This window comes from Lentilactobacillus buchneri (assembly GCF_018314255.1).
GTDB lineage: Bacteria > Bacillota > Bacilli > Lactobacillales > Lactobacillaceae > Lentilactobacillus > Lentilactobacillus buchneri.
Map to the genome: position 1 here is coordinate 1,167,768 of NZ_CP073066.1, position 12,662 is coordinate 1,180,429.

Here is a 12,662-nt window from a genome sequence, read left to right on the forward strand (position 1 = left end):
GTATGTTTCATCATAAAATGTCCGTTATACTGGCATACGACACATCCATAACTTTGTCTATTAGTGATTAATCGAGCATAGAAAAACTTTGTTTATTTTACTAAATCATTAAAAATTCTAATTATATTAGCGTTTTTTAATTCTATGTGTGACAAAATAAGGCCTCTTTACAATCAGTAAATAGCCGACTGTCAATAGTTGATAATGACAGTCGGCTACTTGAGAGAGAAGTTATATTATGAAATTGGGTTAGCTGGATTCGAACCAACGCATGACGGGATCAAAACCCGTTGCCTTACCACTTGGCTATAACCCAATGTTGAAAAATGACCCGTACGGGATTCGAACCCATGATACTGCCGTGAAAGGGCAATGTCTTAACCACTTGACCAACGGGTCATGTCATTCCTTACAAAACATATTATGCAACATCTCAACAAATGGTGCACTAAACAAAAATCGCATTTTGTATAGTTACAAGCAATAATTTAACTTATCGACCCAACCACAAACCGCAAACCACGGCCAAAACACCTAAGGCAACCGTCCCAAGCCAATACCAACCGGCAACCAAATACTGACGATTGCGAACCAAGACAAACGTATCGACGGAAAACGTTGAAAAAGTGGTGAAGCCACCGCAAACCCCAGTCAGCAAAAATAGCGCCCCAGTTCCCGGTAGCTGACTCCCAGTCAAATATCCGGCCAGAAACGAGCCAATCACATTAATTAAAATTGTCGCGTAGGGAATCGTCGGTGATACCAATTTGCCCAGAACGGTTATCCCATAACGGCAAGCAGCTCCCAATCCGGTGCCGAATCCTACCCAGATCATCGTTGTCATCGCTGACGCCTCCCAACTGCAGTAGCCGCTAAGTAGCCAAGGAGGACACAGAGCATGCCACCCATGAGATTGACCAGTAAGAAGATCAGTGAGCCCAAGGGATTGCTGGAAATCCCCTGCACAAATTGGACAGTAAAAGTTGAAAAAGTGGTGAAAGCTCCAACGAATCCAGTACCAAGCCCAAGAATCTGCCACTCCGGTAAATCAAACCGCAAATCTAGGCCATAGATTGTAAACGTCAGTAAAAAGCACCCCACCAAATTTACGACGCTGGTTCCAAACAACCCATTGGCACTATGGATCCAGTTTCCAATTTCATATCGGGCAATGCCGCCCAGCGCGCCACCGCAGAATACCGCACTAACCTGCCCTAATCGATACCAGCCATTATTTTTCATCATGTCCTCCAGTTAAAAACCTCATTTCAGTATATCGAACATCATGAAAATTTTCATGAATAATCGAATTTTATTGAAAATTTCTCCAAGTTCAAATTCTTGTAAGCCCCTCCAATCCTTGGTAACATCAATTAAACAGGATAATTTAGTCGTTCAGATTATGATTTGAAAGGGGATCGCCAATATGAAATACGCCGTTACCGGGGCCACGGGAAAATTTGGTCAAACTGTCATTAAAGTGTTAGCTGAAAACGTTGATAACCGAGACATCATCGCACTGGCACGGAACACTGAGAAGGCTGAGAAACTGTTGCCGGGTATTGAAGCTCGACCAGGGTCCTATGATTCGCAGGAGGTGCTGGAAAAGTCACTGGCCGGTGTCGATAAGCTGCTGTTAATTTCCTCAATTCCGGGTCAGGCAGTCAGCCGTATCCAACAACACCAAAACGTGATTAACGCCGCTAAAAAAGCCGGTGTCCGGTTCATCGCCTACACCAGCTTCCCACACGCAGACACTGCCAAATCACCACTTGCCGTTGACCACAAGAATACTGAACAGGCTATCCGTCAATCGGGAATTGGTTACTCATTCTTACGAAACAACTGGTATCTGGAAAATGAGCGCCTGCAGATTCCCGCAGCCATTAACAACCGACCCTTCGTCTATTCTGCCGGAAACGGCCGGGTTGGCTGGGCACTGGAACGGGAGTACGCCGAAGCAGCTGCCAAAGTTTTAATGACCGATGAGCCGAAAACAGTGTATGAATTTTCCGGACCGCAACACGACTATGCCGATTTGGCCCGCGCCTTACAGTTAGTCACCGATAACGACTTTGAAGTGATGTCGGTTTCCGATGACGAATACCGTAAGCGCCTTGTGGCCACAGGATACAGTCCGGCAGCTGCCGCTTCAATCGTTGGCATGCAGCGCTTGATTCGAAATGGTGACCTGGAAGAAACCTCCAACGACCTCCCTGAAGCTTTGGGACATCCGCTACCGACTTTTGAGGAATCACTTAAGGAAGTCATTGATAAATTGAAGAAGTAAGCAAAATCCTCTCGCAATGTTCTTTCACGAGAGGATTTTTTCTATCTCAATGACGGTTGCTTTCCCTGCAAACCACAAGTATCATAATCGATAAAGAAACAATTCGGGAGGCAGTCATGGCATATATCGACGTCAAACACGTATCCAAAATTTACGGCAGCGGCGAGCAGGAAGTCCGCGCCAACGACGACATTAATTTTGAAATTAAAAAGGGCGAACTCACAATTATTGTCGGCGCCTCGGGAGCGGGGGAATCCACGCTGCTCAACATTTTAGGCGGAATGGATACGCCCACTAAAGGAGACATAATCGTCAACGATCGCAATATCGCGACCTATTCGCCAAAACAGCTAACGACCTATCGACGGCTGTCAGTCGGATTTGTCTTCCAGTTCTACAATCTGATCCCCAACCTCACCGCTTTGGAAAACGTCGAGTTGGCATCCCAAATTTCACCAGACTCACTGGACGTACCCGAGGTCATGAAAGACGTTGGCCTGGCCAAACGAACCAACAATTTCCCAGCCCAACTATCCGGCGGCGAGCAGCAGCGAGTCGCCATTGCCCGGGCGATCGCCAAGAACCCCGAGCTGCTCCTCTGTGACGAGCCAACTGGGGCACTGGATTATAAAACCGGTAAAAGCATCCTCAAGTTACTCCAAGATTTCAGCCACAAAACGGACAAGAACGTGATCATCGTTACCCACAATGGCATGATTAAACCAATGGCTGACCACATCATCGAAATTGGTGACGGTCAGGTTAAGAATGATGAGTTGAATGATTCGCCGGAACCAGTTGAGGAAATTGAGTGGTAATTTGCCAATTATCCTTAATTAAGATAAAGTCATTACCTCATAAATACACATTAATTTAACTAAGTAGGTGCTCGCAATGCTAAGGAAGGTTTGGCATTGTGAGCACCTCTTTGAATATCAAAATCGAATGTTGAACTTTATATTTTTGGATAACAATGAAAGTTGCAAGGACAGTCAATTATTGATCCTTATTTTTGAAAACGCTTGCAACAGAGCATGTGCTGGGCTAAAATAATTTTTAGTAATATATTTATATTTTACTTATTATTGGTAAAAGAAAAGGAGCTCATCTCATGAAATCCAAAATCCTCTTTAGTGCATTACTGAGTGTTAGCTTTGGTTTGGCAATGGGTTTAACCGGAAATATTAGTCATTTCAAGGTTGCATTTGCTCAAGAACAAAGTAGTGATAGCCAGTCAACTACGACTACCAGCAAGCAAAATCTAGAACAAGATATTAGACGAGCCGAAAAACTTCAGCCAAGGATTAAGTCATACGCTCAACTGAGTCAGAATCGGGTCAATCGATCACTCAAAATGGCAAAATCACTTGTGAACAGCGATTCCGCAACTCAAACACAGCTGGACACGGTCGATTTATTATTGTCCTCTTCAATGGAGAATCAGAATTTAGTCAAAAAGACCAAGACTCACTATTCGGCGGTTCCCGTTGGAAAAACTTGGCGAGATACTCAAGGAGCACCAATTCAGGCCCACGGAGGTGGCTTTCTTAAACAGACTGACAAGCATGGCAACCCCATTTATTATTGGGTCGGGGAAGATAAAAACCACAACAAGTCTAGTTTCAACGGCATCAACTTATACTCATCCCACGACTTATTAAACTGGACATACCGAGAAACGGTTATTGCACCATCGCTGACCAACACAAGTTTGTTAGGCAACAAGATCGAGCGGCCAAAGCTACTTTACAACAAGAAAACACACAAATATGTTATCTGGGGCCACTGGGAGGACCAAAGCAACTATTCAAGCAGCCAAATCTGTGTTGCAACTAGTAACTCTGCAACGGGCAAATATACTTTTGAGGGCCATTGGCGACCGGGATCTGATGCAACTCATCGAAACTGGCGAATCCGAACGCTGGCTGATGGAACCCGTCAAGTTGAAGATAGCAACGGTTCGATTATCAATGGTGCCACTCCAGATGAGATGAACAATAATCCAAGCATTTGGGGTTATTCATCCCGTGATTTCACGCTCTATCAAGACGGCAATGATGCTTATCTCATTACCTCTGGTGGGAAAAACATGATGATTTTCAAATTGAATGATGACTTTACTGACGTTGATACCAACTCGATGAAGCCATACACACTGTTTGATAATTATCGGGAAGCCCCAGCGATGATTCATTCTGGCAAGTACTACTTCTTAATTACCTCCAGCCAAACCGGTTGGTATCCAAACCAGGCATCCTATTCGTATACGACCAACATTGCTGATCCGAATAGTTGGACCAAGCCAAGCAGCTCATCCCCACAATTACTTGGAAATAACACGGCATTTTATAGTCAATCAACAAACATTATGCAAGTTGGTAACAAAAAAACACCTGAATATCTTTATCTAGGTGACCGATGGGACGCCAATGCCCTTGGTTCTTCCACTTACGTTTGGCTGCCACTTTCCATCAGCAATCAAAATTCCGGCAACCCTTCCATGAATCTACAGTACAATCCAAATTGGAAATTAAATACTTCAACGAACAAAATCACCAACAATCAAGACCTGTTATTGTCTCAAGGCAAGCCTGCAAGCACAGATGCAACTCAAAGTTCTGATTCCAGTTTGGCACTCAACAATGCCAACGATGGCAAATATACACAGGACAGCGGTTATTTTAAACCGTTAACAGGCAACGGACAAACTGTCAAAATGCCGTTCAGTTACACTGTGGATCTTCAAAGAGCTTACAACCTTTCACGAGTTGATATCTCATTCAACAACGGTGGTAACACCAGCTACTACCCGGCATACAAGGTTTATACAAGTAACGACAACAAAACCTGGAAATTAGCTGCAGATGGCTCTAATAATCAAAATGTTGGTTTCACAAGCGACAAATTAAGTGGCAAAGCAAGGTATGTCAAAGTAACTGTTTCACAATTCAATACGTATGGCACGAACACACCTGCCAATGCGGCCGCAGGAATTGATGAGTTTCAGGTTTATGGTCAAAAATAATGATTAGTAACTTTAAATACTTTACGTAATAACAAGCGCCAGGCAAAATTTAATTCTGCCTGGCGCTTGTTTACTCTCTATCTCATTAAGGTCAATAATAAGTCGCCACATCATACATCTTCTGCGTAAAGGCCTTCGCACTAATGCCCCCCACCAGCGGATACTGGTTCATAAAGACCAGTGCCATGTGGTAGTTGTCATCTCGGGCGTAGTAACTGGTATGGAAACTTGAGACGCCAAAGGAGCCATTATTGTATTTCAGGCCATCCTTATTGACGTACAGGCCGCCGGAATAGTAGTTGCCATAGCTGGTCAATTGCTGGAACTGACTGGCTGACAAGATCTGCCCGTTTTGCAGGCCCTGAACGAATTTATAAAAATCACTCGGGGTGCTTAACAGGTTGCCGGCACCGGGAATTGCCGAGAGTCGGGCATAAGAAACCGCGTCGGCATCCTGGTAATTGTATTTACCTTGATTGGTGTAGCCGACCGCCACCGTTGACTTGGTGCTGGGCTGCTTACTGCCCACGATGATGGTATTCTTCATCCCAACCGCGTTAAAAATCCGGCTCTGTAGATTTTGGGCATAGCTTTTGCCGGTCACCTTGGAAATAATACCGGCCAACAGCACGAAATTGGCATCACTGTAATTATAAGTATTCTGACCGGTCGACTTCAGGCGCTGAATCATGCTGGCGTACGCCTGATTTTCCGTCAATTGGCTGCTTGGCGTCACATCAGTGTTATCAATGCCAGACGTCATCGACAGCATTTCAGCAATTGTAATTTGACTGCTATATGGCACGGTCGGGTAGTACTTGCTTAACGGTGTTGTCGGCGTCAACTGGCCGGCACTGATCAACTGTTGGATAATGGCGCCAGTCATCGCCTTTTGCAGCGAAGCCAGCGGATAGACAACCGTTCCGTTGCTGGTGTTAACCACGTTTCTCAACGCATTGGCATAGCCATTGCTGACAACGGCGGTATTGTTGCTGCCGGCAGAAGCCAAAACGGCTGTTCCAACCACGTTATATTGCTTCATCATGTTACTGGCAATCGTATTGAAACTCACAGACTTGATCCCGTGAATATTCATCCAGCCCAGCTTCTGGTTGTAGTACCTCAATAACACGTAAGTACCAGTCTTGGTGGTCTTGATCTGCAGGACCCGGACATAGGCATTGTTATATTTATAACCATTGCCATCGGCCGTCTTGGTCGTGGCGTTGGTATTGTAAGGACCGTCGGTGTATAAATTATAGCCGCGTTTGACGGTCGTTTGATTCACAATTTGGGCATCGTAATGCTTATTGCTGGTTGCCATCACCGCATTATAGGCAGCAAAGGCCTTGTTTCCGGCCATCAAGCCCCCAACAGACAACAGGCCCGCCAAGAATAACATGACGGTCCTGCTTTTAAACTTATTCATCAAAATCGTTGTCACTTCCACTTTCATTTTGCCAATCTTTAGAGTAATAGTAGTTGTCAATTCGGTAATGCGGTGTCTTGACCTTCTTCGTCAAAAACGGCCGAATTGCCTGATCCATTTTCAGCCAGCCCCGCCAGCCAGGGTGGATTGTGTCGGTCATAAAGTAAGGAACGTTGCCGTCATGGCTGAGATTGTCAATGTGGGTAAATCCTTGTGACCGCAGCTGATAAGTAATTTTATTGCTGAACTGATCCAGCATTTTTGCCGACAAACCGGTGTACTTCTGCCATTTTGCGTTAATCGGCGGAATGATGAATAACACCTTGGTATGGTCGTTGGCAAATTGGTTGAGCATCAATTGGAAATCACTATATTCAGGCGACTTTAAGAAGCTCATATTGGACTGGAACCCCTTGAGTTTCTTCACGTGGGTCTTCAATCGGCGATTCCAAAAGCTGTTGGAAATTTGGAAATCATTTGAAGACGTCTTTTCGGCACCAATTTTGCCAGCCAGCTGATCCAACTTTTGATAGTTGTATTGAGCTGGAAGCAGCTCCTCGTTCTTATCGATGGTTTCCTCGTTGTTCAGCGGGATCCGATATCGCGAGAAGATTTGATCTTCATTCAGCAAAATGCGGTTGCGCAAATTGACATACAACATTTGAGAAGTTGTCGGCTTTAGACCGGCAGCGATCCGTGCCAACGCGCCGGCAATCACCTTGTCGGAATTACCGGAAGGCATCTGCAAGAGCCGATAAGCGGCATAACGATCCATTTTGGATCCGTTCTGCTGCTTAATCCAATTGGTCGTTTGCAAAGTTGAATAATAGAACGAAAAGGCATTGGGGTCTTCTCCCTTGGGCGTGAACCACTGGGGGGATACGAAAACGACGGCCTTTTTATTTTTTAACTGGGGATTGACCGACTGCATGACAAAGAAATGCGTCAGTGACTGACTGCCCCGGGCACCAAGCAAGAACGGCCGATAACTTCGTTTGTACTTGGCCGCCAGAACAGAAGGATGAAACGGGTCAAACCGCGACCACTCTGATGAACCAAAGAATGGGACATAACCATGTTCAAGTGCGTTACGTTTAATCAGCTGGCCTTTTAAAACCTGCGGCGAAAGCGATGCGGCGGCGTTGTCGACGACTGTGGGATTCACATAGCTGAACCCCGACCACAGCGGCGATAAAAACACGGCCAGCATCAACAGTGCTGCAGCAAAAATCGGCCCAAATATCATGAAGAGCCGCTTTTTAACACTCATTTGGCTGCTTCAACTTTCGCAATAATTTTAGCAGGGGTGTTCCACTCGTTTCGATCGAATTCTGAAACGGGGGCTTGAACGCCCAATTTATCTTGGAGATCCAGCAGTAACTGCACCGTCCCCATTGAATCCAGCAACGCACTTGAGTATAAATCTTCATCCAAATTGTCAGAAAAATCTTCACCAGTTAAATCTTTTAAAATATCAAGTACCGTTTGTTTATCATCCATTATGAACAACTCCTCTTAATTAAAATGGTTTCGGTGCAAAGAACAATGTGTTCAAGAATCCTGAGAAAATCAGGAAACTGAAACAAACAACGTTAAATGTCAGAAAAATCGCAAAGGCTTCTGTAAATTTGTTATGCGGAATGTGGTCTTGATGCTTCTTCTTGAACCGCAGCCAGGTGTCGTTGATGACCATCGCAAACCCATGGTAGAGACCATAAGTGATGTAGTACCAGGTCTCGCCGTGCCAGAATCCCATGATGAGCATGTTAATCACGTAGCACACGTTGGCTGTGGTGGTTCGACTCTTGAAGATGTGATGCTTCATGCAGAAGAAGACTAACCGCATGAAAATGTAATCACGGAACCAAAATGACAGAGTCATGTGCCAACGGTTCCAGAAGTCCTTGATGTTCTTGGATTTAAACGGCTGATTGAAGTTCATCGGCGTCTTGATACCCATCAGATAACTGATGCCGACAGCGAACAAACTGTAACCAGCGAAATCAAAGAATAAATCCATACTGTAAGCATACATGTAAGCGACGATGTTCCAGGAAAAGCCGTGAGCCATCAACGCCCGCATTTGAATCTGGGGCATCAGTACCGAACCAAAGTAGTAGGCCAGGACGAATTTGTAGACAAAGCCTTGGAAAACGTAGCGGACACCCTTTTGAATCATATCCAGGTAGGCACTCTGCTCCGGCACCTTGGCATAATCAGCTTCAAACCGCCGGTAACGGTCAATTGGTCCTGAAGAAATGGTCGGGAAGAACAATAGGAACTGGCCAAACAACACCGGGTGGAATTCTTTAATCATCCCATCACGGGTTTCCATGATGGTCTGCACGACTTTAAAGGTAATGTAGGAAATACCCATAAAGCCGATAATCGATTGGCGACCAGGCGTAAACAGCGGCGTGAGTTTGACGATAACCAAAGGAACGATCGCCAAGACCACCGCGGTGACAAAGATCCACCCCTTATTAGGCGTGTCCTTTTTCTGCCGGTACCCTGAGTACAGCCACACGAGGATCAACTGATAAATCAAGTAACCACTCAGTGAGATCCCGGTTTTCCAGTTGGGCCCACCAAAGGTCAAAATCAGGAAGAACAGCGAGATAATCGTCTGGTAGCCGCGGAACCGGTGCCCATACAACAACCCAATCATTAACGGGATAATCGCCAGCGCCAGCCAGATGAAGTAGGTTGGATTGCCGTATGGAATGTACCATCTCATTGACTGTTGACCTCGGCAATCACTGCTTTAATGTCGACCTTCCCGTTAGAGCTCAACGGCAGTGATTTTTGATAAACAATCTTTTGTGGAATCATGTAGGCCATCATATCCTGCCCCAAGTTCTTCTTAATCGCCGCGGTGAGTTCCAAGTTATTCTTGAAATCATTTTCCTGCGGTACAACGTAGGCAATCAGCATTGACACGGTGTGCTGTGAGTTGTACTTGGGCACCACCACCGCCTGCTTGACGTGTTCTTCTTTGCTAACTAGTGCGGAAACGTCTTCCAATTCGATTCGGAAACCGTTGAGCTTAATCTGAAAGTCTTTCCGGCCAAAGTAGCGCAGCAGGCCATCTGCAGCCATGGTGACAATATCGCCGGTTCGATAAGCCTGCTGGTCGCCGATTTTAAAGAAGGCCTGAGCATTTTTCTCAGGGTTGTTGATGTAGCCCTTGGAAACGTTCTGCCCGTAGATGACCAACTCACCTTTCTGGCCATCGGTTACCTGAACACCATTTTCGTCGACCACCTGGGCATTCATGCCGGGTTTAAGGTAGCCGATTGGCAGCCGCTCATAGTGATTCAAAATGTCATTGGTAATTTCAATTTCGGTAATTGCCACCGTTGATTCAGTTGGCCCATATGTATTAAAAATATGAGCAGCCGGGAACCGTTTGTTAAGGGCAGCCGCGGTATTGTGGGTTAATTCCTCGCCGCAGAAGAGAAAATCATGTAACTTCGGATAATGGGCCTGATCAAAAGTTGATTCCAGCAGGCAAATGTCGACAAATGATGGGGTTGAAACCCAGGTGTTAATCGGCATCGTCCGCAGTGCCGTGAATAAGACGATAAAATTATCGGTGGTCTTTTTGGATAAGACATGAAGCGTGCCGCCTTGGAAAAGTGTTGGATACAGGCTCATGACCGACAAATCAAACGAGTAGGCCGGCTGCTGAAGCATCTGCAGATCCTTTGGCAAGTCGAAAGCATCACTCACCATCCAGTCGACAAAGCCGGCCAGGTTGTTGTAACTGATTTCGACACCCTTTGGAACACCAGTAGTTCCCGAAGTGAAAATGATGTAGTAGGTTTGATCTCCATGAACCGGATGGGTCAGTCGATAATCAACTTTTTCCAGGCAAATGTGGTCGAGCTGTTCCTGATCAATTTCTGGAATATCCGGCAGTTTCTCCGGTAATGGCTCAGTCGCGATGACCGCCACCGGTTTGGCAATCTGATTAATCATTTCCAAACGTTCCTTAGGTGAATTGATGTCCACCGGAATGTATGGGTGACCGGATTTAACCGCCGCCAAAAATGACACGATCATCGTAAAGGCCTTGCCGCCAAAGACGATGATTGGCTGGTTCAGCGGTAGTGCCATCGAGTCGATCCGCTCCGCTAAAGCATCCGAGTAATCTTTAAGTTCTTGATACGTGTGGTTCTCGCCATCGTAGGCGTAAGCAACCTTATCCCCCTGTTTTTGTGCATGTGAATCGATTGTTGAAATGAGCGTTTCAATCATCTGGTTGTTCCCCCTTAGAAGTCGTTATAGATAAATTTCGCTTGATTAATGCCGCTATAGTCGTAGAGGTAAAAAAGAACCAACATGATCGAAAAGTAGATGAGCGTCGTGATCGTAAAGCGCACCCACGGCTTTTGCAACCATTGTCGTACTGGCATATGATCATCCCCCTTGTTAAATGGGTAACGTTTCGTCACCCATATAATATCTTGTTTTACAGCGCTTTCAATCAAAGCGACCTTTCAATTTTTACGTTGCCAGGTCGTCAAATAACCTGGCAGCTAAGTTTTGAATCTGGTTGGCCGGCCGGTAGTCGTTGCTGAGTAAAACGACACCGGATTTGCCATTACGAGTGATGAACAATGACGATTCATATCCGTAGCCAATGCCATGGGAGTGAATCCCGTTTTGCTGGTTATAAATACCGCCGCCATACGGGGCATTGAGACCCGGCTGATGCAAAATGGCTACGCTGGCTTTCGGAATAATCTTTCCTTTGAGGATCGCCTGCTCAACCTTGAAGAGGTCAAACGGGGTCATGAAAACCTGGCCGGTTCCCAATTCATTTTGCATCGATGCTTTGGCTTCGTGATACTGCCTGCTATAATTTTGTTTCAGTTGGTTAGCAGCCAACCAGTGGTACCCAAGCGTCCGGTTCGGTCGAGTGCCCCAATGTTGAACGAAGCCGGTCCCCTTGAGGTTCAGCGGTTTGGTAAACAGCTGATCGAAATATTTGCCGTATGACTTGTGGGTAATTTTGGAAATAATCCCCGCCAATACGACGAAGTTGACCGGTTGGTACCAGTCCTTATACTTTGGTGATCGAGTGACGATGTGGTTAACCGCGTACTTAATGACGTTTTCTTCATTCAGTGTGCGGACCGAACCGGCCTCACTCATCGTCAAACCGGAATCCATATCCATTAGATTGCGGATGGTGATGTTCCGGGAATTGGCAATCTTTGGATAGTACTTCGACAGCTTGGTGTTCAATGACAACTTGCCCTGAGTGATCAGCTTCATTGCCATTACCGCCGTCAGTGATTTTTGAATGGATAGAATTTGAAATTCCGAGCTGGGTGTATTTGGGATGTCTGATTTGTAATTGGCATAACCGAAGCCCTGCTGGTAGAGAATGTGGTTATTTTTGACAATAATCGCCGAGCCGACAAAGTGATTACGCTTCAGGTAACTGGTAATCTGCTTGGTCTGCTGGGTCGTTTTGTGCTGAATCTGTCTTGGCGCCGACTTTTGTGTGCTTGCCTCCCGCTTCTTAGCCGTTGAGCTGAGCTGCTGCTCCTGCCTGCGGCGATTGGCACGTTTGGCCGCTTGTTGCGTTCGAAACTCCTGGTTGTTAGCCCGCCAGTACATGGCCCCGCCCACAGTACCAACAACCGCCAGGATAATCAGTGTTATGTATAAGTACGTGCGCCCCCGTTTCATGGGCTCACCCCCCTTTAAAAACCGGAAACACGGCTGTAAACCGTTTGTAATATTCCAGTAACATTTAATTAAGTCCATTATGAACAAACCGAAATAAATGGCAACGATTTCGCAGGAAATTCAGCCGCCCTTTAGCTAAGTTTTAGTTTCTTGAGAATTTCTTTAATTTTCGGTGATGGTTTTGGCATGGTTTTTCTTCTTAAATCTTAATAATT

The 12,662-nt window shown here is 45.7% G+C and carries 12 protein-coding genes and 2 tRNA genes; 3 read left to right on the plus strand and 11 right to left on the minus strand.

Annotated features, from left to right (window positions below; all coding sequences use genetic code 11):
- Positions 1-244 precede the first annotated feature (244 nt).
- The 4 genes from KE627_RS05625 to KE627_RS05640 form a co-directional block, all read right to left on the minus strand.
- Positions 245-316: transfer RNA gene (locus tag KE627_RS05625), tRNA-Gln, on the minus strand.
- An 11-nt stretch (positions 317-327) separates the two neighbouring features.
- Positions 328-399 (minus strand) — tRNA-Glu (locus KE627_RS05630).
- Positions 400-493: 94 nt separating this feature from the next.
- Positions 494-844, minus strand: a complete 351-nt coding sequence (locus tag KE627_RS05635; RefSeq protein WP_056938660.1) for a fluoride efflux transporter FluC — start codon at positions 842-844, stop codon at positions 494-496.
- Positions 841-1,242: a fluoride efflux transporter FluC gene (locus KE627_RS05640; protein ID WP_056938661.1), complete on the minus strand. Its 402-nt coding sequence runs from the start codon at positions 1,240-1,242 to the stop codon at positions 841-843. The genes KE627_RS05635 and KE627_RS05640 overlap by 4 nt, the downstream gene beginning before the upstream one ends.
- A gap of 184 nt (positions 1,243-1,426) precedes the next feature.
- On the opposite strand from KE627_RS05640, the gene KE627_RS05645 reads away from it, so the two are divergent.
- From KE627_RS05645 to KE627_RS05655, 3 genes are all read left to right on the plus strand, one after another.
- The gene (locus tag KE627_RS05645) at positions 1,427-2,290 is read left to right on the plus strand and encodes an SDR family oxidoreductase (protein ID WP_013726949.1); all 864 of its coding nucleotides are present in this window, start codon (positions 1,427-1,429) and stop codon (positions 2,288-2,290) included.
- A 116-nt stretch (positions 2,291-2,406) separates the two neighbouring features.
- A complete protein-coding gene (locus KE627_RS05650; protein WP_211772874.1) occupies positions 2,407-3,108 on the plus strand; it encodes an ABC transporter ATP-binding protein in 702 nt (233 codons plus the stop codon).
- A 293-nt stretch (positions 3,109-3,401) separates the two neighbouring features.
- Positions 3,402-5,315, plus strand: coding sequence for a discoidin domain-containing protein (locus KE627_RS05655; protein ID WP_056938663.1), 1,914 nt, complete (start codon positions 3,402-3,404; stop codon positions 5,313-5,315).
- 91 nt (positions 5,316-5,406) lie between these two features.
- Here KE627_RS05655 and KE627_RS05660 read toward each other — a convergent pair whose 3' ends face one another.
- The 7 genes from KE627_RS05660 to KE627_RS05690 all read right to left on the minus strand — a co-directional run bounded on the left by KE627_RS05660 (position 5,407) and on the right by KE627_RS05690 (position 12,447).
- Complete coding sequence (locus tag KE627_RS05660; RefSeq protein WP_056938684.1) at positions 5,407-6,717, minus strand: serine hydrolase domain-containing protein; 1,311 nt, start codon at positions 6,715-6,717, stop codon at positions 5,407-5,409.
- A 19-nt stretch (positions 6,718-6,736) separates the two neighbouring features.
- Positions 6,737-8,014: a D-alanyl-lipoteichoic acid biosynthesis protein DltD gene (gene dltD / locus KE627_RS05665; protein WP_056938664.1), complete on the minus strand. Its 1,278-nt coding sequence runs from the start codon at positions 8,012-8,014 to the stop codon at positions 6,737-6,739.
- Positions 8,011-8,244, minus strand: coding sequence for a D-alanine--poly(phosphoribitol) ligase subunit DltC (gene dltC, locus KE627_RS05670; protein ID WP_013726944.1), 234 nt, complete (start codon positions 8,242-8,244; stop codon positions 8,011-8,013). Before dltC ends, dltD begins: the two co-directional genes overlap by 4 nt.
- Before the next feature lie 19 nt (positions 8,245-8,263).
- Positions 8,264-9,481, minus strand: coding sequence for a D-alanyl-lipoteichoic acid biosynthesis protein DltB (gene dltB / locus KE627_RS05675; protein ID WP_056938665.1), 1,218 nt, complete (start codon positions 9,479-9,481; stop codon positions 8,264-8,266).
- Entirely contained in the window at positions 9,478-11,004 is a 1,527-nt protein-coding gene (dltA, locus tag KE627_RS05680) for a D-alanine--poly(phosphoribitol) ligase subunit DltA (RefSeq protein WP_056938666.1), read from the minus strand. Before dltA ends, dltB begins: the two co-directional genes overlap by 4 nt.
- 14 nt (positions 11,005-11,018) lie before the next feature.
- Positions 11,019-11,162 carry a teichoic acid D-Ala incorporation-associated protein DltX gene (locus tag KE627_RS05685; protein WP_013726941.1) on the minus strand — a complete coding sequence of 48 codons (144 nt, stop codon included), beginning with the start codon at positions 11,160-11,162 and terminating at the stop codon, positions 11,019-11,021.
- A 91-nt stretch (positions 11,163-11,253) separates the two neighbouring features.
- Entirely contained in the window at positions 11,254-12,447 is a 1,194-nt protein-coding gene (locus KE627_RS05690) for a serine hydrolase domain-containing protein (protein ID WP_056938667.1), read from the minus strand.
- Between the last annotated feature and the right edge of the window lie 215 nt (positions 12,448-12,662).

What these genes read in the sequence shown, in the direction of transcription:
- KE627_RS05655 (WP_056938663.1), top strand. Translation starts at nt 3,402, where the DNA reads ATGAAATCCAAAATCCTCTTTAGTGCATTACTGAGTGTTAGCTTTGGT.
- KE627_RS05690 (WP_056938667.1), bottom strand. Translation starts at nt 12,447, where the DNA reads ATGAAACGGGGGCGCACGTACTTATACATAACACTGATTATCCTGGCG.
- KE627_RS05635 (WP_056938660.1), bottom strand. Translation starts at nt 844, where the DNA reads ATGACAACGATGATCTGGGTAGGATTCGGCACCGGATTGGGAGCTGCT.
- KE627_RS05645 (WP_013726949.1), top strand. Translation starts at nt 1,427, where the DNA reads ATGAAATACGCCGTTACCGGGGCCACGGGAAAATTTGGTCAAACTGTC.
- KE627_RS05650 (WP_211772874.1), top strand. Translation starts at nt 2,407, where the DNA reads ATGGCATATATCGACGTCAAACACGTATCCAAAATTTACGGCAGCGGC.
- dltD (WP_056938664.1), bottom strand. Translation starts at nt 8,014, where the DNA reads ATGAGTGTTAAAAAGCGGCTCTTCATGATATTTGGGCCGATTTTTGCT.
- KE627_RS05640 (WP_056938661.1), bottom strand. Translation starts at nt 1,242, where the DNA reads ATGAAAAATAATGGCTGGTATCGATTAGGGCAGGTTAGTGCGGTATTC.
- KE627_RS05660 (WP_056938684.1), bottom strand. Translation starts at nt 6,717, where the DNA reads ATGTTATTCTTGGCGGGCCTGTTGTCTGTTGGGGGCTTGATGGCCGGA.
- KE627_RS05685 (WP_013726941.1), bottom strand. Translation starts at nt 11,162, where the DNA reads ATGCCAGTACGACAATGGTTGCAAAAGCCGTGGGTGCGCTTTACGATC.
- dltA (WP_056938666.1), bottom strand. Translation starts at nt 11,004, where the DNA reads ATGATTGAAACGCTCATTTCAACAATCGATTCACATGCACAAAAACAG.
- dltB (WP_056938665.1), bottom strand. Translation starts at nt 9,481, where the DNA reads ATGAGATGGTACATTCCATACGGCAATCCAACCTACTTCATCTGGCTG.
- dltC (WP_013726944.1), bottom strand. Translation starts at nt 8,244, where the DNA reads ATGGATGATAAACAAACGGTACTTGATATTTTAAAAGATTTAACTGGT.